The organism is Lysinibacillus sphaericus OT4b.31 (genome assembly GCF_000392615.1).
In the GTDB taxonomy this organism is placed as follows: domain Bacteria; phylum Bacillota; class Bacilli; order Bacillales_A; family Planococcaceae; genus Lysinibacillus; species Lysinibacillus sphaericus_B.
Genome location: NZ_KB933403.1, coordinates 19593 through 41874, shown reverse-complemented (window position 1 = coordinate 41874; position 22282 = coordinate 19593). Strand labels below are relative to the sequence as shown.

23 protein-coding genes are annotated in these 22282 nt (G+C 38.0%); 20 read left to right on the top strand and 3 right to left on the bottom strand.

The window, feature by feature from the left end:
• Nucleotides 1-2: 2 nt before the first annotated feature.
• The 6 genes from H131_RS19445 to H131_RS19420 all read left to right on the top strand — a co-directional run bounded on the left by H131_RS19445 (nucleotide 3) and on the right by H131_RS19420 (nucleotide 5319).
• On the top strand, nucleotides 3-1061 hold the full coding sequence (locus tag H131_RS19445) for an ABC transporter ATP-binding protein (protein ID WP_010860834.1): 1059 nt from the start codon (nucleotides 3-5) through the stop codon (nucleotides 1059-1061).
• Nucleotides 1054-1995 (top strand): ATP-binding cassette domain-containing protein, encoded by a 942-nt coding sequence (locus tag H131_RS19440; protein WP_010860833.1) that lies wholly within the window; start codon nucleotides 1054-1056, stop codon nucleotides 1993-1995. The genes H131_RS19445 and H131_RS19440 overlap by 8 nt, the downstream gene beginning before the upstream one ends.
• A 3-nt stretch (nucleotides 1996-1998) precedes the next feature.
• A complete protein-coding gene (locus tag H131_RS19435; RefSeq protein ID WP_010860832.1) occupies nucleotides 1999-2931 on the top strand; it encodes a S66 peptidase family protein in 933 nt (310 codons plus the stop codon).
• A 9-nt stretch (nucleotides 2932-2940) separates the two neighbouring features.
• Entirely contained in the window at nucleotides 2941-3726 is a 786-nt protein-coding gene (locus tag H131_RS19430) for a serine hydrolase (RefSeq protein WP_036132057.1), read from the top strand.
• Nucleotides 3723-4541, top strand: a complete 819-nt coding sequence (locus tag H131_RS19425; RefSeq protein WP_010860830.1) for a C40 family peptidase — start codon at nucleotides 3723-3725, stop codon at nucleotides 4539-4541. The genes H131_RS19430 and H131_RS19425 overlap by 4 nt, the downstream gene beginning before the upstream one ends.
• 568 nt (nucleotides 4542-5109) lie before the next feature.
• Nucleotides 5110-5319 (top strand): hypothetical protein, encoded by a 210-nt coding sequence (locus H131_RS19420; protein ID WP_010860829.1) that lies wholly within the window; start codon nucleotides 5110-5112, stop codon nucleotides 5317-5319.
• 349 nt (nucleotides 5320-5668) lie between these two features.
• Here H131_RS19420 and H131_RS19415 read toward each other — a convergent pair whose 3' ends face one another.
• On the bottom strand, nucleotides 5669-6415 hold the full coding sequence (locus H131_RS19415) for a glucosaminidase domain-containing protein (RefSeq protein ID WP_230491909.1): 747 nt from the start codon (nucleotides 6413-6415) through the stop codon (nucleotides 5669-5671).
• Between the two features lie 473 nt (nucleotides 6416-6888).
• On the opposite strand from H131_RS19415, the gene H131_RS19410 reads away from it, so the two are divergent.
• The 8 genes from H131_RS19410 (at nucleotide 6889) to H131_RS19365 (ending at nucleotide 16697) form a co-directional block, all read left to right on the top strand.
• Entirely contained in the window at nucleotides 6889-7947 is a 1059-nt protein-coding gene (locus tag H131_RS19410; RefSeq protein ID WP_010860827.1) for an AAA family ATPase, read from the top strand.
• 4 nt (nucleotides 7948-7951) lie between these two features.
• Nucleotides 7952-9751, top strand: coding sequence for a DUF2201 family putative metallopeptidase (locus H131_RS19405; protein ID WP_010860826.1), 1800 nt, complete (start codon nucleotides 7952-7954; stop codon nucleotides 9749-9751).
• A 1294-nt stretch (nucleotides 9752-11045) separates the two neighbouring features.
• Entirely contained in the window at nucleotides 11046-11285 is a 240-nt protein-coding gene (locus tag H131_RS19390) for a hypothetical protein (RefSeq protein ID WP_010860823.1), read from the top strand.
• A 506-nt stretch (nucleotides 11286-11791) separates the two neighbouring features.
• Nucleotides 11792-12169 (top strand): GntR family transcriptional regulator, encoded by a 378-nt coding sequence (locus H131_RS19385; protein ID WP_010860822.1) that lies wholly within the window; start codon nucleotides 11792-11794, stop codon nucleotides 12167-12169.
• Nucleotides 12169-13038 carry an ABC transporter ATP-binding protein gene (locus H131_RS19380; protein WP_010860821.1) on the top strand — a complete coding sequence of 290 codons (870 nt, stop codon included), beginning with the start codon at nucleotides 12169-12171 and terminating at the stop codon, nucleotides 13036-13038. The genes H131_RS19385 and H131_RS19380 overlap by 1 nt, the downstream gene beginning before the upstream one ends.
• A complete protein-coding gene (locus H131_RS19375; protein ID WP_010860820.1) occupies nucleotides 13031-13645 on the top strand; it encodes an ABC-2 transporter permease in 615 nt (204 codons plus the stop codon). The genes H131_RS19380 and H131_RS19375 overlap by 8 nt, the downstream gene beginning before the upstream one ends.
• A 591-nt stretch (nucleotides 13646-14236) precedes the next feature.
• Nucleotides 14237-15190 carry an ABC transporter ATP-binding protein gene (locus H131_RS19370; RefSeq protein ID WP_010860819.1) on the top strand — a complete coding sequence of 318 codons (954 nt, stop codon included), beginning with the start codon at nucleotides 14237-14239 and terminating at the stop codon, nucleotides 15188-15190.
• On the top strand, nucleotides 15183-16697 hold the full coding sequence (locus H131_RS19365; RefSeq protein WP_010860818.1) for an ABC transporter permease/substrate-binding protein: 1515 nt from the start codon (nucleotides 15183-15185) through the stop codon (nucleotides 16695-16697). The genes H131_RS19370 and H131_RS19365 overlap by 8 nt, the downstream gene beginning before the upstream one ends.
• A 331-nt stretch (nucleotides 16698-17028) precedes the next feature.
• On the opposite strand, the gene H131_RS19360 is transcribed toward H131_RS19365, so the two are convergent.
• The gene (locus H131_RS19360; RefSeq protein ID WP_010860817.1) at nucleotides 17029-17208 is read right to left on the bottom strand and encodes a hypothetical protein; all 180 of its coding nucleotides are present in this window, start codon (nucleotides 17206-17208) and stop codon (nucleotides 17029-17031) included.
• 256 nt (nucleotides 17209-17464) lie between these two features.
• Here H131_RS19360 and H131_RS26175 point away from each other — a divergent pair, with 256 nt between their 5' ends.
• From H131_RS26175 to H131_RS19345, 4 genes are all read left to right on the top strand, one after another.
• Entirely contained in the window at nucleotides 17465-17533 is a 69-nt protein-coding gene (locus H131_RS26175; RefSeq protein ID WP_419185168.1) for a helix-turn-helix domain-containing protein, read from the top strand.
• Between the two features lie 142 nt (nucleotides 17534-17675).
• Nucleotides 17676-18215: a TetR/AcrR family transcriptional regulator gene (locus H131_RS19355; RefSeq protein WP_010860816.1), complete on the top strand. Its 540-nt coding sequence runs from the start codon at nucleotides 17676-17678 to the stop codon at nucleotides 18213-18215.
• Nucleotides 18212-18538 (top strand): DMT family transporter, encoded by a 327-nt coding sequence (locus H131_RS19350; RefSeq protein WP_010860815.1) that lies wholly within the window; start codon nucleotides 18212-18214, stop codon nucleotides 18536-18538. Before H131_RS19355 ends, H131_RS19350 begins: the two co-directional genes overlap by 4 nt.
• Before the next feature lie 13 nt (nucleotides 18539-18551).
• Nucleotides 18552-18896 (top strand): DMT family transporter, encoded by a 345-nt coding sequence (locus tag H131_RS19345; RefSeq protein WP_010860814.1) that lies wholly within the window; start codon nucleotides 18552-18554, stop codon nucleotides 18894-18896.
• Here H131_RS19345 and H131_RS23210 read toward each other — a convergent pair.
• Nucleotides 18891-19289, bottom strand: a complete 399-nt coding sequence (locus H131_RS23210) for a sigma factor (protein ID WP_010860813.1) — start codon at nucleotides 19287-19289, stop codon at nucleotides 18891-18893. The two genes, H131_RS19345 and H131_RS23210, sit on opposite strands and share 6 nt — an antisense overlap.
• A 236-nt stretch (nucleotides 19290-19525) precedes the next feature.
• Here H131_RS23210 and H131_RS19335 point away from each other — a divergent pair, with 236 nt between their 5' ends.
• Together H131_RS19335 and H131_RS23955 are read left to right on the top strand one after the other, a co-directional pair.
• A complete protein-coding gene (locus H131_RS19335) occupies nucleotides 19526-19957 on the top strand; it encodes a CotY/CotZ family spore coat protein (RefSeq protein WP_010860812.1) in 432 nt (143 codons plus the stop codon).
• 113 nt (nucleotides 19958-20070) lie between these two features.
• Nucleotides 20071-22239: a YheC/YheD family protein gene (locus H131_RS23955; protein ID WP_010860811.1), complete on the top strand. Its 2169-nt coding sequence runs from the start codon at nucleotides 20071-20073 to the stop codon at nucleotides 22237-22239.
• The last annotated feature ends 43 nt before the right edge of the window (nucleotides 22240-22282 follow it).

Sequence of the window (22282 nt, the reverse complement as noted above, 5' to 3'; positions counted from 1 at the left end):
CGATGGAGGAGAAACGGTCAAAGTCCCGAATTTTATCGATTCAAAACTTAGTCATAAAATTTACACTGCGAGGTCAGGTGCTAACAGCCATTCGTGATATCTCCCTTGAATTATATCAAGGTGAAAGTCTTGCAATTGTTGGGGAATCGGGTTCAGGTAAATCGGTGCTTGTGAAATCCATAATGGGCCTGCTCGATAAAAACGGCTACATCGAGCAAGGTCAAATTATTTACAACAATATGGATTTAGCGCACTTTACAACAGAGCAAGAGTGGTTGCAAATACGAGGAAAAGAAGTCGCCATGGTTACCCAAGATCCCATGACATCATTAAATCCACTGAAAACGATAGGTAAACAAATTGAAGAATGTGTTGTTTTACACCAAGGCTTAAAGGGCAAAGCCGCTTATGAAGAAACACTTAAATTACTAACCGATGTCGGCATTTATGATGTAGAAAAACGCTATAAGCAATTCCCTCACGAATTTTCTGGAGGGATGCGGCAGCGTATTGTCATAGCGATTGCACTTGCTTGTCATCCGAAAATATTAATTTGCGATGAACCCACGACTGCACTTGATGTAACCATTCAAGCACAAATTTTGCAGCTATTAAAAAATCTGCAGCAGAAATACGGGCTTACCACCGTTTATATTACGCATGATTTAGGCGTGGTGGCAAAAGTAGCCGATCGTATCGCGGTTATGTACGCAGGTGATGTAATCGAAGTGGGTGCCACCCACGAAGTTTTCTTCAACGGCCAGCATCCTTATACATGGGCACTGATTTCTTCATTACCGCAGCTCGGATTGAAAGGGCAACAACTCTATTCCATTAAAGGTACTCCACCAAATCTGTTCAAAGACATAAAGGGTGATGCATTTGCGCCACGCAATCAATATGCATTAAAGATTGACTACGAAGAACGACCGCCTTTCTTTCAGGTTAGTGACACACATTTTGCACGCACATGGCTGCTGGACCCACGCGCACCAAAAATAGAGCTTCCTGAAGCGTTACAAGCATTCTTTGAGGAGGGGAGGCAACACGCCAATGAATGAAAAAGAAGTACTGGTGGAAGTAAAAAACCTAAAGATTGTCTTCGGTAAAAGAAAACATAAATTCGTTGCCATTGACGATGTCAGCTTTGAGATTTTTAAAGGCGAAACATTTGGATTAGTAGGTGAATCAGGCTCAGGGAAAACAACAATTGGCCGTGCTATTATGCGCATTAATGAAGTAACCGAGGGACAAATTTTGTACCGTGGAAAAAAAATAAACGGCAACATCTCAAAGGATTGGAATCGTGAAATTACCCAGAAAATCCAAATGATTTTCCAAGACCCAATGGCATCGCTCAATGAACGAGCGAAGGTAGACTATATTATTTCAGAAGGTCTGGTCAATACAAAAAAATTTTCAAGTGAGGAAGACCGTCAGCAAAAAGTGCGAAAGGCACTGTTGAATGTTGGGTTACTACCTGAGTTTGCCAATCGCTTTCCACATGAATTTTCAGGTGGTCAGCGTCAGCGAATTGGCATTGCACGTGCATTAGTGATGGAGCCGGAGTTTATCATTGCGGACGAACCAATTTCTGCCTTAGACGTGTCGATACGGGCACAAGTGTTAAACTTGCTAGCAAATTTACAACAGCAAAATAACTTAACCTATTTATTCATTGCACATGACTTATCCATTGTACGATTTATTACAGACCGTACAGCGGTTATTTTTAAAGGCAATATTGTGGAGTTGGCGGAGACAGAAACACTATTTTCCAATCCCATCCATCCTTATACGCAGGCATTATTATCGGCAGTACCGGAGCCAAATCCTTACAAGGAGCGGGAAAAAATCGTTGAAATTTATGATCCTACGCAGCACCGCTATGACAAACATCCACCATCCTTTGTCGAAATGGAGGAGGGCCATTTCGTACTGGCCAACGAACAGGAAATTGAAAACTATCGTACGACACGAAAAATGGGGGTTTGATCGATGAGAATAGCAAAAGCGTTAAAAAAAGGCGATACCATTGGTTTAATGAGTGCCTCAGGTGCAACACCGCCCGGTAAATTACATCCGGCAATTGACAGTGTGGAGAAGCTCGGTTTTAAAGTAGTTGTAGGGGAAACATGTCGGGCGAGGCATGGCTATTTAGCAGGGTCAGATGAACTTCGTGCCGCTGAAGTCAACCAAATGTTCCGAGATCCTAGTATTGATGGCATTTTTTGTATTCGTGGCGGCTATGGTGCCACAAAAATTCTACCCTATCTTGATTACGATATGATACAAGCCAATCCTAAGGTATTTGCAGGTTATAGCGATGTGACAGCACTTCACATTACGTTTAACCAAAAATGTGATTTCGTGACATACCATTCGCCAATGCCTTCTACGGAATTTATTCAATTGGATATGGATGACTATTCATGGGATTCTTTTATCAATAGTGTGACGGCAACTGAAAGAAAGGGACTATCTCTTGAAAATCCATCAGGACAGCCAATGACAACACTGGTCACAGGACAAGCAACTGGACAGCTAATTGGAGGAAACTTAACATTAGTCACGGCATCACTTGGAACCCCCTATGAAATTGATACAAAGGACAAGATTTTATTTTTAGAGGATATAGATGAAAACGAACAACGCATCGACCGCATGCTTACGCAGTTAAAATTAGCGGGCAAGCTTGATGAAGCCGCGGGTATATTATTAGGCGCTTGGACAGACTGTGGTCCAGAAAATCCGGAGCAACCAGAAAATAGCTTATCCCTGCAAACCATTTTTAATGAAATATTAGTGCCACTTAAAAAACCAATTGTCATGGATATTACTTGTGGTCATTGCTTACCAACGATGACACTTCCATTAGGTCGAACAATAGCCGTTAACGCAGAGACGCACACGATTAAAGTGGTAGGGTAGGTGAAAATAATGCAGCCATTGATTCGGCAACTACTACAAGAAACGCCCTACAAAGTGCATATAATTGTCAAAGATCTTCGGACAGACGAAACCCTCATAAGTGAACGATCTACTGAAGTGTTCTCCAGTGCAAGTCTCATGAAAGTACCTATACTTCTTGCTGTGTTACATCATGTAGAGACCAATCGTCTAACGTTGGATGAAGTGTTGATGATAACACCTAAAGACTGGGTCGACTTTAGTGTAATCAGTGAACAACAATTAAAATCGGCTACAATCTATGAGTTATTGGTGTGGATGATTATTACCAGTGATAATACAGCAACTAATATTTTGATTGATTATATGGGTATGGATGCGCTGAATTGTTATTTTCGTGAAAACGGGCTGAAGCACACAATATTGCAGCGAAAGATGATGGATGTTGTACGACGGGCGAATGGCGTTGACAATGTCACGACAGCACGTGATATGGCTCATATATTTACACATATTTATCGCCAAGATTTATTCACACCGTCGTTCAGTGCACTGGCAATTGATATTTTGAGTCGCCAACGTGTACATGAAGCACTCAGTCGATATCTGGTAGATGATGTGATAATCGCCCATAAAACTGGGGGGCTTGAAACGGTTGACCATGATGTAGGCATTGTTTATAGTGACGCAAAAGATTATCTGATTGGTGTTTTTGTCACAGAGGTCACCAACAATCAGGAAGCGAGGCAACTAATTGGTCGCATTTCGAAGGTCGTTTATGAGTATTTGGTACAACAGAAAGGGGAGTTAAAATGAATGCCATTGTCACGTCGATGATTGCGAATCTGTACGCTGAACCGAATGGAACATCTGAGCTAATTGATGAGTTATTATACGGAATGCCTGTACAAATGCTTGAAGAGTTAGATGGTTACTGGGTGCATGTACAAACAACCTATCAGTACCGGGGCTACTGCAGAAAAGTGAATATAATGCTAGATAATGTGAAAACAAGTGCTTGGCGTGTTGAAGCATCGCATGTTATTAGCCAAAGCTTTGCCGATATTTTACAACAACCTCGCATTCAAAGCTCGAAATTAATGACACTTGTGAGAGGCTCAATCGTGCGTTATGTAGCTGACGAAGAACTAGACTCACATTGGGCGGTCATTCAATTAGCTACAGGCGAAAGGGGCTATTTACGCAAAAAATGGCTTTGTGAAAAAGTCACGGAGAATAGCCTATCAGAGCAACAATTCCGGGAAAACGTGGTACAAACGGCACTGAGCTACTTAACAACACCGTATCGCTGGGGAGGCAAAACCCCATTTGGTATTGACTGTTCGGGCCTGTGTTCAATGGCGTATATGCTAAACGGGGTATTGATTTACCGAGACGCCAAAATGGTTGAAGACTTTCCGATAAAGGAGATTGCACTGGAGCAAATGCAAAAGGGCGATTTATTGTACTTCCCAGGTCATATCGCGCTGTATCTTGGCGACAATCTATATGTGCACTCCTCACTAGACGGAAATGAAGTAACTATAAATAGCTTAAATGAACAACATCCGCTTTATCGGGAAGACTTAGCGACGACCATCACAGCGGTAGGGAGTTATTTTGCGGATTAAAAGCTAAGACACCAATGAACGATCGTTGCTAGTGCCAGCTGTCGGTACGAAATTTAACGACAAAGTAAAAGACGACAGCACCAAGGAAGCATTGATAAGTATTAGCGAAAAGCCAATCATATAATAAATACACAAGAAGCAAAATTTCACCTGTCATATTTATAAGCCATCACTCTATGATTTCTATGTCAATGAGTCAATACTTTTGCCTAAGCGAGATGCTTCTGTTTAATAACAGAGGCATCTGTTTTTGTTTGTAAAAAACTAGGGGTGATGCAGATGAGCAACTAACGATAAACAGTAAAACAAGCACACAGGAAATGGGGAATCTACATGATAGAAATTCACGATCTAACAATCCTATAGGGGGTATCTTTTAAACCGAGCGAACCATGCAAGACTTACAGATACTCTAGCAACTGTAAGTCTTGCGGATCGCCGCGTTTGGGTGCATACAAAGAAACAATGTGCTCATCTCATTAGATTCAAAAAATAGGTAAATAATAGAGAGGCAACTTCTAATTTTTTTATGCTACAATTATCAATAAAAAAATTGGAGGTAATGTGTTTGGATAATGACTTAAAAGAATTATTACGTTCAGTTTTAAAAGAAGAATTGGGACCGGTAAATCAGCGTTTGGACGGAATGGATAAGCGATTTGATGGCATGGAACAGCGTTTGGACGGAATCGATCGACGATTAGATAAAATGGAGGATGATGTTCGAGAGGTTAAACTTGGAATAGATGAGCTGCAAAAAATATGGTTGAAAACTTAGGGCAATTCACAGAAAAATTGCGCATCAAGTAAAAGATCGAACTGGCGCTTTAAACAAGCGTGTTTTTGAAGTAGAAACAGTGATTCAACGATTGACAAGCCCATAATAGCAAACTTTTACTAGCTTTATGGAGGAGAATCTCTGTAAAGTTTTTTTATATACGCTGAGCTAATTTAAGGCGTATCGAATGAAAATATTACCCTTATGCTATCAGGGTTCGCTAAATCGCAACCATAACATCATTGGATTCATTGCGTAACGAATTTCTCTACAGCGCTTTATTAAAAAATAAAAAATCTCCAAGCTACAAAGGGGGCTTCACAGTCCTAAGTGTGCATGGAGATTTTTTTTAGTATTGATAGATATTGAGTTGTTGACCCGCTTCTAATCGATCAGATCTAAGCTGATTCCATTGCTTGAGGGATGTCACCTTAACCTTGTGGGCTTCTGCGATATGCATGAGTGAGTCACCGTCAGCTACCGTAATGGTTTTTTTGTTTTTAACTGGGCTGTCGTATTGTTGTAAGTCGTATTTGGCAATGAGCATGTTAAGCTTTTCATTGTATTTTGAATCTGTCGCATAGGAGCCTGTTAAAAATTTTGTTGCGTCTGCATAGGTCTTTGTCTGGCTCTTAAAGACACCTGTATAAAAATCCTTGTTCCAAGACACCCCATTACGCAGTAACTTTACATAATCTTTCAAAGAGTCTTCATAGGAAGGGTATTTACGGAACTCAGCCATTACGGTTGACATATTACCAGAACCATCATCTTCAGATGTTTCTAGCGTGACAGAGTCGTTTTGAAATTGGCCTTTCATACCAAATAAATTATTATTAGGAGCTGAACCTAGACCACTTTGTCCATTTTGGCTCTCTAAAATAGCCTGCGCAATCATAACAGAGGCGTATAAGTCATTTTCTGCCCCAAGCCTACGAGCGGTTTCTGCAATAGAGCCGATGAATTCCTCTGTACTTGGCCCTTCTTCAACATATTCAGGCTCTTTTGTCTCTTTATTAAACATAGAATCAAATAGTTGTATAATCATGAAAATCGATATACCGATAACAGTTAGGAATATAAGTATACCTTTCATCAAGTTTTTGAATAATTTCATTGGTGATGATGTTGGTAGAAGACAACATCTCCCTCCTTCCTTTACAAGTGAGTACATACTAAGGTGCTATATTTCTAATTATGACAGAGCTACAACATAAAATAAAGCCGTGTATTTTTTATAGTGTCCGTAATTAATAGAACGAAATTGCAACCAAATAGTTCCTATATTTGCAACCTTATAAATATATTTCCCACCTATTTTGTTAGAAATTGGGATGGTAGCATTTCAACATATTGATAGAAGCAAAACGCGGGCTCTATATGTACTTTGGTGTCTTGAAAATCAAAAAATGGTATTATTAACCTTAGTAAATCAATTTCATAATTCACTTTCTTATCAATAAAGGCGAATATGATGAAAGAAACAAAATATTCGTGGTTCTTTATAGAAAAACTATTTATGAAATGAATTCTAGTGTAAAAGTTTTAAATTTTGAAAGGAAGTTTTCATTGAATACTATTTATAGTGTAACGCAAAATCAATTATATGAATTTTTATTAAACGTAGCTACGATTAGACCTGTATTTATATGGGGGGCGCCTGGGATTGGGAAATCGTCAATTGTAGAAAATTTCGCAGAAGAATTAGGGATGACATGCGTTTCTTTACTAGGAAGCCAATTAGCGCCAGAGGATATTATTGGCGTACCACAAATAAAGGATGGCTACAGCGTTTTTTGTCCGCCCAAAATGATTGCGAGGGACGAACCCTATTGTTTATTTTTAGATGAACTAAACGCTTGTTCCCAAGAAGTACAAAAAGCCTTTTACAGCTTAATTCATGATCGAAGAATTGGAGAGTTTATGCTTCCAGAAGGAACGATAGTGATTGGGGCAGGAAACAGAGCGCAAGATAACGCCATTGTTAAACCGATGTCCTCTGCTCTAATCAATCGCATGGTCCATGTGCAGTTAAGAGCATCCCATAAAGATTGGTTAGTATGGGCGTACGAACATGAAATTCATCCGCATGTGATTGAATATATCCAGATGCGCCCAGATCATTTATGGAGCGAGCCGCCTAAAACGGAAGAGCCATTTTCTACGCCGAGATCTTGGCATATGTTAAGTGATTGCTTGTATGCATATGGCGAGAACATAAAAGAAAAAGATATCGAGCTACTAGCAAGTAGTTGTCTTTCCCCACATACTGCTGTACAGTTTAAAGCCTTTTTAAAACAGTTGCAAAGTAAATATAACCTAACCAAAATTATCAATGGCGAATTAAGATGGCCAGACCAACCACAAGAAAGAGATTTGTTATATTTTATGGCGCAATCGTTTAGGGCGCAGCTTATGAAGGAACTACCTAAAGAAAATACAACTATAAAAGGCAATCAAAGACAACTTGCATTTCGTGCCAAGGATCTCATCAAAGAATTGTCGTCTATTAGCTTAGAAATTGCCCAAATGGTAGTGTCTGAACAAAAAGGGGAAGCCCTTCCTGCATGGTTTATGCTTGAGGTCATAAGAGATTTACCACGATTAGTCGCTAAAAAGGATGAGTAACAAAGTGGCGAAAAAAAACAACAAATCCATGAAGGAACATAAAAATGAAAAAAACATTGCGCTAGGTCAAGCAATAGTAAAAGCGCATCCTTTGTTTGAATCTTTGTTAAGTAATGTTTCAATTCAATATCAAGACATGGCGGCACAGTCTTGGGCTTATGTCACAAGCTCTGGCGTAATCTATGTCAATCAAGGTAAAAAGGGACAACCAGCTGAATGGGCATATGTTGTTGCGCATTGCTTGTTACATTTAGGATTAAATCACAAACAAACAAAAGAGCATAGTGAAATTTGGAATATAGCGTGCGATTGTTATATTACAAAATTTCTTGGAGAATTAAAGTTCGGACAAGCACCAAGAGAAATGAGTGAACCTTTTTACGATTCCTTCTCCGATGAAGTGAAGTTGTATGAACGCTTTATAAGAGAAGGCGTACCGGATCATTTAAAACTATATAGTACAATGCCCGGTGAAGCAGATTTTAAAATCACCCAAGACAAGGATAGCTATTACTATTGGGGAACACCAAGTGAATATCCTTTGTTGTTTGCAGAGGGGTTATCGAGAGCCGTTCAAAGTGCAATTAGAGTAGCAGGTGGCGTTAATTCTTCTATCTCAGGTTCTGCCATTAAAACCAAAGCAGAGAATGCCAAAGCGTGGTTCATGAGCTCTTACCCGTTGTTTGGTGCACTAGCCTCTGATTTTGAAATTATCGATGATCCCCTTGTGTGCACAAGAATGGACATTTCCGTTGCTGCCATTGCAGTCGACACGAAGGAAATTTATATTAATTCGTCTGTGCCTCTGTCTGATGAAGAAATGAAGTTTTTAATGGCGCATGAATTGCTGCATGCAGGTTTAAGCCATGCCACTAGAAGGCAAGGACGAGATCCCTATCTATGGAATGTCGCTTGTGATTATGTCATAAATGGCTGGCTAATCGAAATGAAAGTTGGCGATATGCCGGAAATCGGTGGATTGTATGACCCCGAGTTAAAAGGATTATCGGCTGAATCTATCTATGATCGCATTGTGACAGACATCAGGATGTATCGAAAACTACGAACTTTTAGAGGGCAAGGAGCGGTCGATATTATTGAGACAAAAACGCCTGATTTTTGGGAAGGCAAAGCGGGAATCGATTTGGACACCTTTTATAGAAGGGCTTTAAGCCAAGGGTTAAGCTATCATTTCTCTCAAGATAGAGGGTATTTGCCGCAGGGCTTAATAGAAGAAATTCGAAGTCTTTCACAACCGCCGATTGCCTGGGATGTGGAATTAGCTAAATGGTTTGATCGCATGTTTCAACCAATCGAAAAAGTCCGTACGTACGCTCGTCCAAGCAGAAGACAAGCGTCAACACCGGATATCGCTAGACCGCGATGGCTACATCAAAGTGGCGAAGAGCATGGCCGTACATTTGCGGTTATCATTGATACCTCTGGCTCAATGGATCGGGAGTTGTTGGGGAAAGCACTAGGAACGATTGCGAGCTACAGCATCGCACGGGATGTCCCGCTTGTTCGCGTTATCTTTTGTGATGCGATTGCTTACGATGCAGGATACCTGCCGCCAGAAGACCTTTTAACAAAAGTCAAAGTGAGAGGGAGAGGAGGGACCATTTTACAGCCAGGTATTCAATTAATTGAACAAGCCGCCGACTTCCCGAAAAATGGACCTATTCTTATTATCACGGACGGCGAATGTGATCGCTTGTCGATTAAAAGAGAGCATGCCTTTGTAATGCCACAAGGCGCAAAGCTACCATTTGTACCAAAAGGTGAGGTATTTAGGATGAAATAATGAAGTAGAAGGCCAATTGTAAAATGGGACAGTCTACTAAAAATAATTAGATAAATCACAAAAGCCTCCTCGTTTTCCGTAGTTACGCTAAACTGCCTCAACGCTCAATGCCTGCGCCGCATTGCTTGGCTGGCGATTTCTTTGTAACTGACGTTGCACATTCGCAACAAAAAATATTCTTCTGTCGCTCCATTTTCCTCACTCTTTCTCCACAAATAACAAGAGCAGGAGTCACATAGATTCTTTTCACTACTAGTAAAAGCCCAGAAACGTTGTTATATCAACATTTCTGGGCTTTACTTGTGGTGGATTTAACCTGTGAATGAACGGACAACAATTAATAATTTTGTAAGAAATGAGTAAGAAAAAAGAGATGATCGATTCGTACAATTAACATACAAGGTGAAAGGGGAAATTAAATGTTTATAAAAAACGCACTGCCCTTTAGAAAGCGTATTACTTAAATTTAATGACCGGGACAGCATTCATGCTTAAGCTACTGAAATTAAGATGGAAAAAACATCATATATCTAAACATCTTATCGGAGGATTCATTGGTATCGTAGTAATTTGCTTGGTTGTTGGTCTTATAGCGTGGCGTTTTAAAGTTGAGAGCTGCCTGATGTTTACAGATTATTTAGGGTTCATGTCATTAATGAATATTTTTATTAAACTCACATTTATTATTTATGTAGCTGTTAGTTTATTTCGTTTAATAATGGAGGAATACAACAATCATTACGGACTGCCAATACTTAACATATTGAGTATTGCTTATATGACCGTGCATTAAGGTGTGAATAGGGAAGAGGAGAGATGAACGCTATGGGGGGACCTTCATTCCATTTCAATTAGGGCTTGCAGTAGTTGGCGTGGTGATTGCGTACTTAGCCATTCGCATTCTTGAGAGCAAGGATGAGATTTAACTGGAAGAACTGCCAACAACAAGAAGGTGAGAAACCTGTAGAAATTCCAACTTTGTGAAGAACTATAACTCAAAAATCACAAAGTATGATTTAGTAGTTTAACTTGAAATTTCAAGAATAAGGAGACAAATTGAGCATGCAATTAGAAAGTATTTTTTACTTCCCATCAGTACATGAAACGTTTTTTATCATGCTTAACATTGTATCTATTACGATTGGATTATGCCTGATCGTTTATGGACTTATAAAGCAAAAAAAACATAAAAAAAGTACGTTAGCAACATGTTGTATGGTTTTAGGCTCGTTAACTATAATTACACATACAATCCAAATCGTTGCGAAATTGCTTTAAAAGAGGAGAGAATTACATGCACCAGTTTGTTAAAAAAATAGATAAATCATTTGATAAAGTAAATAAATTTTTTGGTGTATCCATTCAGCGCCCCGAACCTAGTCAAAAGACAATACGAATAGGTTCAATGCTCGGAACAGTGTTAGGAATAATAGTATGTATTTTCGGTTTTATCGGAGGGCTCAAATGGAGTGTTATTGGTGGTGCCTTCATTGCGTTGTCAAATATATGTAATTTACTGTCGATGAAAAAATGAAAGTCATTTTGTTGTGTTCATCGACTGGTAACCGTAGCTGCACATGCTTCCAACATCTGTGCCAAAAGGGGAGGTATATAGAAAGCAATAAAGAAATACAATCAAAAGGTTTCGGGAATGTTCAGTATTCCTGAAACCTTTTTGATTTTTTCTGTGGATTTTTGTTCAAAACGAGACATTAAGGAATCTTGTGGACTGTTTGCAAAATCGTCATCATGTCAAAATGTTCGCGTGTATTTTGTAAGTTTTTCAACATCATCACACAACAATTCTTGATTTCGAATAAAGAGTAAAAGTTAGACTACTGTTGGAAAACGAGCGTGCCCTGCTCGAAGCGAGCGAAGAAAAGAAGGCGGCTTGCTAGTTCGTCCGCGGAGAGCAAATGGCATTTTCTGCGCCTCCTTATTATGACGCTGTATTCGGTGAAATTTTAGCTTGCAAAATAATTAGAATGTGTATATATTGTATATAAAGTATATATACAATATTTAAGAAGAGGTATTTGCATGCAAATCATTATTTCAAACAACTCAAAAGAGCCGATTTATGAGCAAATTTATGCGCAAATCAAGAAACTGATCTTAACGGGTGAATTACAAGAGGGTCAATCATTACCTTCTATGCGCCAACTTGCCAAAGACCTAGAAATTAGCGTCATTACAACAAAACGCGCTTATGAAGAACTTGAGAAAAACGGATTTATCTATTCCATTGTTGGAAAAGGTTCGTTCATCTCCGAACAAAATATGGAGATGGTGAAGGAAAGAAAGATGAAAGTTATCGAAGAAAAGCTAGTCGTTGCCATTCAAAATAGTAAAGAAATGGGCATAAGCTTAGCAGAACTGAAGGAAATGCTGACATTATTGTATACGGAGGAAGAATGATGGAAAATGTTATTGAATTACAGCATATTAATAAATCATTTAATGGATTTCAGGTGAAAGATCTCTCTATTACCGTGAAAAAAGGCTATGTGACTGGATTTATCGGGGGAAATGGTGCTGGTAAATCGACAACAATCAAATTGATTATGAATTTAATACAGCAAGATAGTGGTTCTATTTCGATTTTTGGCATGAACTATAAGCAGCATGAGAAAGAAATAAAGGAACGTATTGGTTTTGTCTACGATGAAAACATTTTTTATGAACATTTAACATTAAATGAAATGAAAAAGATTATTCAACCAGCCTATAAAAATTGGGATGATCAGGCATTTCAGCATTATGTTGTCCAGTTCGAACTGCCGCTGAATAAAAAAATGAAGACATTCTCAAAAGGCATGAAGATGAAAGCCTCGCTGATTATTGCATTAGCTCATCATGCAGAGTTAATCATTATGGATGAACCAACATCTGGTCTCGACCCGATATTTAGACGGGAATTACTAAATACTTTACATGATTTAATGCAAAACGGGGATAAAACGATTTTCTATTCGACGCATATAACAACGGATTTAGATCGCATAGCGGATTATATTACCTTTATTCAAAATGGCGAACATATTTTTACAAAGGAATTTTATAAAATTGAAGAGGAATATGCCATTGTAAAAGGAACACTGGATTTATTGGATCGGGAAACGGAGCAAGAGTTTATTGCTATCCGGAAAACGAACAGTGGTTTTGAAGCATTAACAGCTCATAAAAATCGTGTGGCAAACTTATTTGGAGATACTGTTATTATGGAAAAGCCAACGCTTGAAGATATTATGTATTATTCGAAAAAAGGAGGGGCACTGTATGTTTAGCCTAATACGAAAGGATTTTTTATTACAAAAACATATCCTTTTACTGTACATCGCGATATTACTACTCTTTTCATTGTTTGGTGATGCATCTGTCTATGTAGGATTTATTTTTAGTCTATCATTTATCATGAGTGCATGTTCTTTTGATGAAAAAGATAACATCAACATTTTGCTCAATTCGCTCCCTTACACGCGAAAGGAAATTGTCGCTTCAAAGTATATCGGAGCATTACTATTTACAATGTTATTTGTTATCGTTATGTATGTTGGGGATTTCATTTTGAATGGAAATAAAGCGTCATTTTTAGTAAAAGAGATGCTGCTTATTATCGGTCTTGTGATGATTACTACATCTTTCCTTCTTCCATTCCTATATAAATTTAAGATGCAATACCTACATATGGCTCTGGTTGCATTAGTAGTCATCTATTTGATAACAATTAGTTTTTTCATTAGAAATTTACATGATGTAGTAAGGGAATTGACACAAAAAATCCTGACTTTACAAGAAATCCAACTATATTTCTTTGCGATACTGATGGTCATTGTTTTATATATTGGCTCATGGCTACTATCCATTCGTATATATGAGAGAAAAGTCTTTTAAAAAATAAATATACATGAACTAGGCGCGTCTGATGATGAACAATCTACTCCTTTTATTTGGCATGCTGAAATCAGTAATAGGTAACTAAACATGTCGTTGGTTTCCACTACGATGGATGGCTTCCATGGCCTATGGGGACTCACTTTGGCACGCTGTTCTCATAGCGCCTGCATGCCAATCAATACGTGTACGTCAAACCTATTCAATCGAATTGTAAACTACCTAATGAGGTACGAAGTTACCCGTAAACACCTACTAGTTAAGACGAATAATTACTGTGAAATCCATTTTGACAATTGGTCCTGTCATGATGGATTTTTATTTTCTTTGAACAATGGAAGGTCTGGGCATGAAATATATCAGTAAAAAATGTTTCAACTTCATGCCGTTTGTGAATTATTTAAGGGAAGGGGAGCAGAACATTCAAGCATAAAATATGTTATTTCCTTGTTCTAGATCTGGAATACAAGACGTATATGACATTAAAGAGATGGTAAAATGGGAGGTTATTTATGTACTATGTTAATAAAGTCACTATATCTATAATAGGAGAACGGCGAAAACAGATTTTCATTACAGGGAGCAAAAATAGTGATAACATTTGACAATGTCTCAAAAAAATATGATAACGACCAAGTTGCGGTGAAGGCGATTAATCTTGAGATAAAGAAGGGGGAATTCTTTGTCATTATAGGGCCTAGTGGGTGTGGAAAAACGACATTACTAAAAATGATTAATCGTTTAATTTATTTAACGGAAGGAACTATACGTATTAATGGACAAAGAATAAGTGACTATAACATCCATGAGCTGCGATGGAATATCGGTTATGTGTTACAACAAATTGCGCTTTTTCCACATATGACAATAGAAGAAAATATAGCCATTGTGCCAGAATTGAAGAAATGGCGTCAACAACAGATCCAGCAACGAGTGCGAGCGTTATTGGAAATGGTGGGACTCGAACCAGACAAGTATAGTCAACGAAAACCTAAAGAACTATCAGGAGGAGAGCAGCAAAGGGTTGGTGTTGTTCGTGCATTAGCGGCAGATCCCGAGATTATTTTAATGGATGAGCCATTCAGTGCGCTAGACCCGATGAGTCGTACGAAATTACAAGATGACCTGCTAGAGCTGCAACGTGCCATACAAAAAACTATTGTTTTTGTGTCGCATGATATGCAAGAAGCCTTGAAATTAGGGGATAGAATATGTGTCATGAAGGATGGAGAGATTGTGCAAGTTGGTACGCCTCAAGAAGTTATGGAAAATCCAATCAATGATTTTGTGAAAGAATTTATTGGAGTGAAAGAACATTCGTTCAATGATTTTAATATTGAACAAGTGCTCGAACCAATGACCAATGGGGAGCTTCAACATGTAGTGTCTTGTAAAGATTCTTTGCCAGTAATTCTTAGTAAATTAGCACAGCATGCATGTTTGGCGGTAGAAAATGATGGTACCATAATAGGTGTAATAACACGACAATCAATGTTGCAATTTTTAGCTAAAGATGGCTCACAAAGAGGTGAGGCAAATGGCTAATTTTTTTGACGTGTTTAACGAACGAAAAGGACAGTTAGTTGCCTCTTTAATAGAGCATGTTCAGATTTCATTTATTGCGCTATTTCTGGCAGTAATCATTGCTATTCCTCTAGGAATTTATTTAACGCATAACAAGAAAATAGCGGAAAGTATTATCGGAATCAGTGCAGTTATGCAAACGATTCCTTCCTTAGCGCTATTAGGTTTATTAATTCCGTTGTTTGGCATCGGAAAATATCCTGCCGTCATTGCCCTCGTAGTGTACGCCCTCTTGCCAATTTTAAGAAATACATTTACAGGTATAAACGAAGTGGATCCGTCGTTAAAAGAAGCGGCGATGGCGATGGGCATGAATACGCGCAAGAGATTAGTGAAGGTAGAACTTCCTCTCGCCATGCCAGTCATTATGGCAGGTATACGGACAGCCATGGTATTAATCGTTGGAACAGCTACCCTTGCTGCATTAATTGGCGCAGGGGGATTAGGCGATATTATCTTACTAGGTATTGATCGCAATAATACAGCACTCATTATTTTAGGAGCGGTTCCTGCCGCAATTTTAGCCTTAGTATTTGATTTTCTGCTCAAAAAGCTTGAATTACTGTCCTTTAAAAAAACGTTAATAGCATTAAGTGCAATTAGTGTTGCGGCCTTACTGATGATGCTATTACCGTTAGTAAACGCCAACGATAAGGATGAAATAGTGATTGCAGGGAAACTTGGAGCAGAGCCTGAAATTCTTATCAATATGTATAAAATACTGATTGAAAATGAAACGGACTTAACCGTGCAACTAAAACCGGGTCTTGGTAAGACTTCTTTCGTATTTAATGCACTTAAAGCGGGTAGTATCGATATTTATCCAGAATTTACGGGGACGGCCATTGCTGAATTTTTAAAAGAGGAAGCGGTAAACAATCACCAAGAGGATGTATATAACCAAGCAAAAGAAGGCTTGATGGAAAAATTCGACATGGTTATGCTTCATCCAATGAAGTACAACAACACATATGCACTGGCCGTTTCCAAAGAAGTGGCTGAAACCTATGATTTACAAACAATTTCGGACATCAAGGCACTGCAAGAGTCCATTAAAGCTGGCTTTACATTAGAATTTAATGATCGGGAAGATGGCTATTTAGGTATTCAGAAGCACTATGGCATCACGATTTCTAATATTAACACGATGGAGCCGAAGCTTAGATATCAAGCGATACAAACAGGCGATATTGATTTATTAGATGCCTATTCAACAGATAGTGAGATACGTCAATACGACCTGACCGTGTTAGCAGATGATCAACAGCTATTTCCGCCTTACCAAGGAGCACCCTTGTTACGAAAAGAAACACTAGAAAAATATCCTGAAATCGAGGAAGCTTTAAGTAAACTTGCTAATCACATAACGGATGATGAGATGCGTGAAATGAATTATCAAGTAAACGTAGAAGGCAAAAATATAGCAGACGTAGCACGAACGTATTTAGAGAAAGCTGGTTTGCTATAATCACATCCCTATACGCTAGGTTGGTTTGGTGTACGGATTTTAAAGAAAAATAAATAATGTGTTACAAGTAAATCGTTAAAGCAGTGCTCGTTTATGCTTTAACGATTTTTTTATACGCTAAAGAAAAATCTTGTGTGGACCATATCACATTGGTGGGGGATTAGACAGTAAATTTATTTTATTGTCTTTTAGCCTGATGGGAATACTTGCAATGATTACGTTTATATTTTATAAAAAGAATGATTTGCAGATATAAAAATAGCATCCATTCATACAAAAAAGTAGCTAGAGAAAAACTATTCGGTCTTCTCCAGCTACTTTATTTTTGTGGTTAGGCAGCTTTTTTACTGTTTTTCTTCTTCACTTTCTTGTTAGCAGCTTTCTTTTCTAGTTTCTTCTCAGCTTTTTTCTTCGCTAATTTTTTCTCGAGTTTCTTTTTGTCTGCTTTTTTCTTCGCTTTTTTCTCTAGTAGCGCTTCCTCGATTTTGTTTTTCTTAATTTTTTTGGCCATGTTAAATGCACTCCTTAACTATATTGACGTTCTTTGTAAAAGAATGTCTATATACAAGGGTATATTAAACATAAATGGAATGCAAATATATTTAATGGTATATTTTTACATTAATCTGGTTTTATGTGAAATTCTACTAGATTTTCAGTTGTTCTTTACCTCATTATCTGATCGAAACTGGTAATAGTACACTTATAATATTTGCCTATATATTTAAAAATTGTAAATTTCTTTTAATGACAAACAAAAAAACTTATTGAGAATATGCAAGGCGTTGAATTGCCAACCAGGAGATATTTTAGAATATGTAGAGGAAGAAGAATGAACAACGTTCCAAATAGGATGTTCTATTTGGAACGTTGTTTTCTTTGTAAGAATTGACTTTTACTATTGTACTAGATAAAATAAAAAAGACCGTCCAGACGGTTTTTTATTTTATCTAGTATGTTGTCAAAGGAGGCACTATCGTGTCAACAAAAGCAAGTGAAAAACGTGCACTCATCATTCGTGCCGCGATGCACTATTTAAAGGACAATGATTTAAATACTTTAACGTTGGAGAAGGTTGCCAATAAGGCTGGAGTTAGTAAGGGTGGGCTTCTTTATCATTTTAAAACGAAGGATGCGTTACAAGCTGCTATAGCAGATACCATTATGGCGCAATTTACAACATCCTATGAGCATCTAGGAAAGATGGAGCAAGGTGCTGGTAACAGGACAAGAGGTTTTATTTTAGCTTCACAAAAAGATCTAGCAGAGGGTGCTTGGATTAATATCGCTATTCAAATTATTCAACATGAGCATACCGCTATTTCAGCACAGTATGAACGATTACTTGATGAACTGTTACATGATGATCTTGAGTCATCGATTGTTCATCTGATTCGCTTAACGATTGACGGATTGTATTATTCACAGCTATTGAATATTGCACCTGTTTCAAACGAGATAATGGAAATCGTCTTTGAACAACTATTACAAATGACAAGAAAGGACGATATTTCATGAGTGCTATTAGTTTTCTATTGATTGCAATTATCGCTGAAGTTTTTGCCAGTTCGATGTTGAAACGAACAAATGGCTTTAAACGATTACTACCGACGATGGGGGTAGTTGTTGGATATGGTATTGCTTTTTATTTCTTATCCTTAACACTCCAATCTTTACCGATTGGCACTGCCTATGCCATTTGGGCTGGATTAGGTACGGCATTAACTGCCATTGTTGGTGTACTGTTTTATAAAGAGTACTTCAGTGTGAAAAAACTTGCAGGAATCGGCATGATTATTGCAGGAGTAGTTGTACTCAATCTTGTTGGTGGTGGACATTAAGGAGGGCTTTATCATGAAAGGTTACATATTTTTAGCAATATCCATTGTTAGTGAAGTATTCGCGACGATGATGCTTAAGCTTTCGGAAGGCTTTACAGTTATTGGTCCATCAATCGCTGTTGCAATCGGTTATGGCATTTCGTTTTATTGCTTATCCCTTTGTTTAAAAACCTTGCCCTTAAGTCTGGCTTATGCCATTTGGTCTGGTATTGGTACTGCACTAACAGTTGTTGTAGGTATTGTTATATGGGGGGACACTTTTAATGTGTATACGGCATTGGGGATTTCGTTAATTATAGGCGGTGTTATTCTCTTGAATCAAGGTAATCAAAATGAGGCAACACTAAGCTCGTCATGAAATTACTATTGCATTGACAGTTAAATATAGAAAAACGCCCAAAATTAAATTTTGGGCGATGACTGTAGAGCAAACTCCGGGGCAATCGAGTTTATTGCCTACAGTTTTTTTTTCGAGAAAGAACATAATCTGGTCCGGAAAAAGCACTCGCTTTCGCGGAAGAACGTTCGTCAGCTTTTTGTTTTTCAGAGCATCATAATATTTGTTGATCGCTACGCGGTATAGCCAAGCCTCAGCAAACTCTGTATCAATACCGTCTATGTATTTGCTGAATTGATAGGCTGTTTCCTGCAAAATGTCTTCAGCATCCTGTTTGCCAGCGCCCATTTTTAATAATGTAAACTGTATTGTTTTTAATTTTTCCTGTAAGTGCTTACCAAATAGCTCATTCATATCAACCCTCCTACCTAGATAACGATTGAACTGGAAAAAGGTAAACAATTAATTTCCTACAACGTTGCAACAATCGATGGCTGTATCAAAGGAGGCATTTTTTTGTCGCTCCTTTTGCAAAACATGTCGTCATATTCCTTCGCCCTACATATTATAACGAGAAAGGTTAAAAAATAAGTTGTAGTTGTTCGGTGTTTGCAAATTGCTGAAACGGACTAGGGAGGAGTTGGCAAGGATTGAGCATTGAAAAAGGAAGAAAAAATTTTGTATGTGAAGCGTTATATGACATAAAAGCACTCCAGGATGTAATAACAAATTTTCATTCTAAATATTATGGTCAATTACTCGTGAAAATAGTTGGTAGTGATACCATTCCCCTTTTTTTAATCACCAACAACGGTGCTCATTTAAAATTATTAGATACAGATAAGCAATTTGAAACGGAGTATTTTCGTATAGAATCTATTGATAAAGAGCGCTGTCGTGGCACTATTTCGTTGTTACGCGCCTATGATTATGAAGGGAATGAGACGAATTCAATTGCTGATGTTGTGAGATTAGAAAGAACAGCGAGTGAAAAATCCATTGAATTAAGCAGTATATCGGCCATTCAGCTGTTAAATCCTGATTTATTAAAAAAGAAGATCCTCATTGAGCCTAAATGGTAATAAATGTCCCGTTAAAACTACTAAAATAATTTCAAAACTAGAGCATCTGTCTACATGCAAGTGCATTGGCTGAATTTAATAAAAAGAGAATCTAATGAAAGGAAGGTTAACGCATGACGATTATTGGAATGCTGCATCATCGACTAGACCCAAATACGGTAATCAAGTCATATGCATATGCAGTAGTTGCAAGAGCGGAAGGGGCTCAATTTTTTTATTTTACACCTAGAAGTGTTAACTTTGACGACCGTACGATTAGAGCGAAAGTATATGAAGAGGGGCAGTGGCACGAGCGAGTGATGCCCTTCCCAGATGTAATTTATAATGCAGGGAGTCCTGAAAAACTAGCAGTATCAAAAGAAATTATAGAAAAATTGAAAAAGGAAATCCCGTTTACCACACATTCAATAGGGAATAAATGGAATGTTATGCAACGCTTAAAAGCTGCAAAGGAATTTGATACGTATTTGATTCCTTCCGAGATAGTGAAAAATGTAGAATTATTCCACAACTATATTGCCCATTATAAAAGAGTTGTCTTTAAGCCGATTGATGGACGAAAAGGCAGGGGAATCTATTTTATTACGAAAATGGGAAATGCATTTGAGGTGAGGGTGAATAGTGAAAAAAGAAATTATTCGAAAGCTCAATTAAATGACTTATTAAAGGAGCAGCTTTCTTCAGGGACGTTTATCATGCAGCCCTATATTAGATCGATGACAAAATCGGGGCAAGTTTATGATTTTCGCCTACATGTGCAAAAAAACGGAGAGGGTAAGTGGGTGGTGACAACCGTTTATCCACGAATCGCGCCAAATGGTTCTATTATACCGAATATAAACAGTGGTGGTTTTACTAACTATTTAGATCCTTTTTTGGAGCAAGAATTTAAAGAAGAAGCCTATAATATTCGGCGCATGCTGGAACATTTTTCATTGTCATTGGCACACCATTTAGATGACATACAAATGGAGAAATTTGGGGAGGTCATTGACGAAATCGGCATAGATGTCGGATTAGATGAGCAACAAAAGATTTGGATGTACGAAGTGAACTGGCGTCCGGGTTGCCCTCCTGCATTTTATTTAGAATTAGATGTTGTCGTGCATTCAATTCGCTATGCTATGTATCTTGCAGAAAACCAGAAAGTCATTAAAGAAGAAGTAATGGAAAGAAAATACAAGAATTTAGATGCAGCCCTAGGCTTACCGATCATCGCCATTACCGGAAGTGCAGGTAAGACTACATCGAAGGCGTTCCTCGGCTCTATTCTATCAACAAAATGGAATGTATTTGAGTCAAAAGATTATTGGAACACTACAGATCACACAAAAAAACATGCTGAAGAGATTAATTCAACCCATGAAGCAGTTGTACTTGAATACGGAATGGCATATCCAGGTATTATCACAAATCACTGTAGCATCATCCAACCAAATATTAGTATTGTCACAAATATCGGTCTGGCGCATGTTGGGAACTTTGATGGGGATGTTCGAAAAGTGGCAATGGCAAAATCAGAATTAATACATGGCATGAATCAAAAAGGATTGCTTATTTTAAATAAGGATGACGACAATTCGAAGTATTTATCGACAGAGCAATTCAAAGGTGAAATACTGACAGTCGGTATCCACACGGATGCTAATTATAAGGCCTATGATATTTTGTATAAAGGTAACGGCATGAGCTTTAAGATGAATCTGCAAGGGCAAGAAATTGAATTATTTATCCCAATCTTAGGAGAACATCATGTATATAATGCACTCAATGCCATTGCGGTTGCTGATTATTTAGGATTCGCCCCGCAGGATATTAAAGCGGGCCTAAATTTCAAAAAACCACCAAGAAGACTAACACTATATGATTGCCGTGATCAAATTACAGTCATTGATGATACTGTTCACTCTCATCCTCAAGGCGTACGAGCTGCTATTGATGTGCTCACCAACATTGCAAAGAAGCGAAAAGTTGCGATAATTGGCCAGATGCGCGAACTAGGGGACTTACGAGAAGCAGAATATCGTAAAGTGGGCGAATATATTTGTGAGCAAGAAATTGACATTTTAATAACCTATGGATTCCGCACAGAAGAAATGGGTGCAGCAGCATTGGAAAAAGGGATGGCTCAATCCAACATTTATCATTTTACGAACAAGGAAGAATTGCATAAGCTATTAGAAAAAATCGTGAAACCTCAGGACACCATTTTAGTAAAGGGCGCTAGTAAAACGAATATGTTTGAAACGGTTAAATTCTTAGATCAAACATTTAAAGCTTAAATTTAAAAACCCGAGTAACTGCCCGTTTCATAGTGGCAATTAT

What these genes read in the sequence shown, in the direction of transcription:
- H131_RS19425 (WP_010860830.1), top strand. Translation starts at nt 3,723, where the DNA reads ATGAATGCCATTGTCACGTCGATGATTGCGAATCTGTACGCTGAACCG.
- H131_RS19445 (WP_010860834.1), top strand. Translation starts at nt 3, where the DNA reads ATGGAGGAGAAACGGTCAAAGTCCCGAATTTTATCGATTCAAAACTTA.
- H131_RS19380 (WP_010860821.1), top strand. Translation starts at nt 12,169, where the DNA reads ATGGAAAATGTTATTGAATTACAGCATATTAATAAATCATTTAATGGA.
- H131_RS23210 (WP_010860813.1), bottom strand. Translation starts at nt 19,289, where the DNA reads ATGAATGAGCTATTTGGTAAGCACTTACAGGAAAAATTAAAAACAATA.
- H131_RS19435 (WP_010860832.1), top strand. Translation starts at nt 1,999, where the DNA reads ATGAGAATAGCAAAAGCGTTAAAAAAAGGCGATACCATTGGTTTAATG.
- H131_RS19390 (WP_010860823.1), top strand. Translation starts at nt 11,046, where the DNA reads ATGCACCAGTTTGTTAAAAAAATAGATAAATCATTTGATAAAGTAAAT.
- H131_RS19360 (WP_010860817.1), bottom strand. Translation starts at nt 17,208, where the DNA reads ATGGCCAAAAAAATTAAGAAAAACAAAATCGAGGAAGCGCTACTAGAG.
- H131_RS23955 (WP_010860811.1), top strand. Translation starts at nt 20,071, where the DNA reads ATGACGATTATTGGAATGCTGCATCATCGACTAGACCCAAATACGGTA.
- H131_RS19345 (WP_010860814.1), top strand. Translation starts at nt 18,552, where the DNA reads ATGAAAGGTTACATATTTTTAGCAATATCCATTGTTAGTGAAGTATTC.
- H131_RS19350 (WP_010860815.1), top strand. Translation starts at nt 18,212, where the DNA reads ATGAGTGCTATTAGTTTTCTATTGATTGCAATTATCGCTGAAGTTTTT.
- H131_RS19385 (WP_010860822.1), top strand. Translation starts at nt 11,792, where the DNA reads ATGCAAATCATTATTTCAAACAACTCAAAAGAGCCGATTTATGAGCAA.
- H131_RS19415 (WP_230491909.1), bottom strand. Translation starts at nt 6,415, where the DNA reads ATGAAAGGTATACTTATATTCCTAACTGTTATCGGTATATCGATTTTC.
- H131_RS19440 (WP_010860833.1), top strand. Translation starts at nt 1,054, where the DNA reads ATGAATGAAAAAGAAGTACTGGTGGAAGTAAAAAACCTAAAGATTGTC.
- H131_RS19430 (WP_036132057.1), top strand. Translation starts at nt 2,941, where the DNA reads ATGCAGCCATTGATTCGGCAACTACTACAAGAAACGCCCTACAAAGTG.
- H131_RS19375 (WP_010860820.1), top strand. Translation starts at nt 13,031, where the DNA reads ATGTTTAGCCTAATACGAAAGGATTTTTTATTACAAAAACATATCCTT.
- H131_RS19365 (WP_010860818.1), top strand. Translation starts at nt 15,183, where the DNA reads ATGGCTAATTTTTTTGACGTGTTTAACGAACGAAAAGGACAGTTAGTT.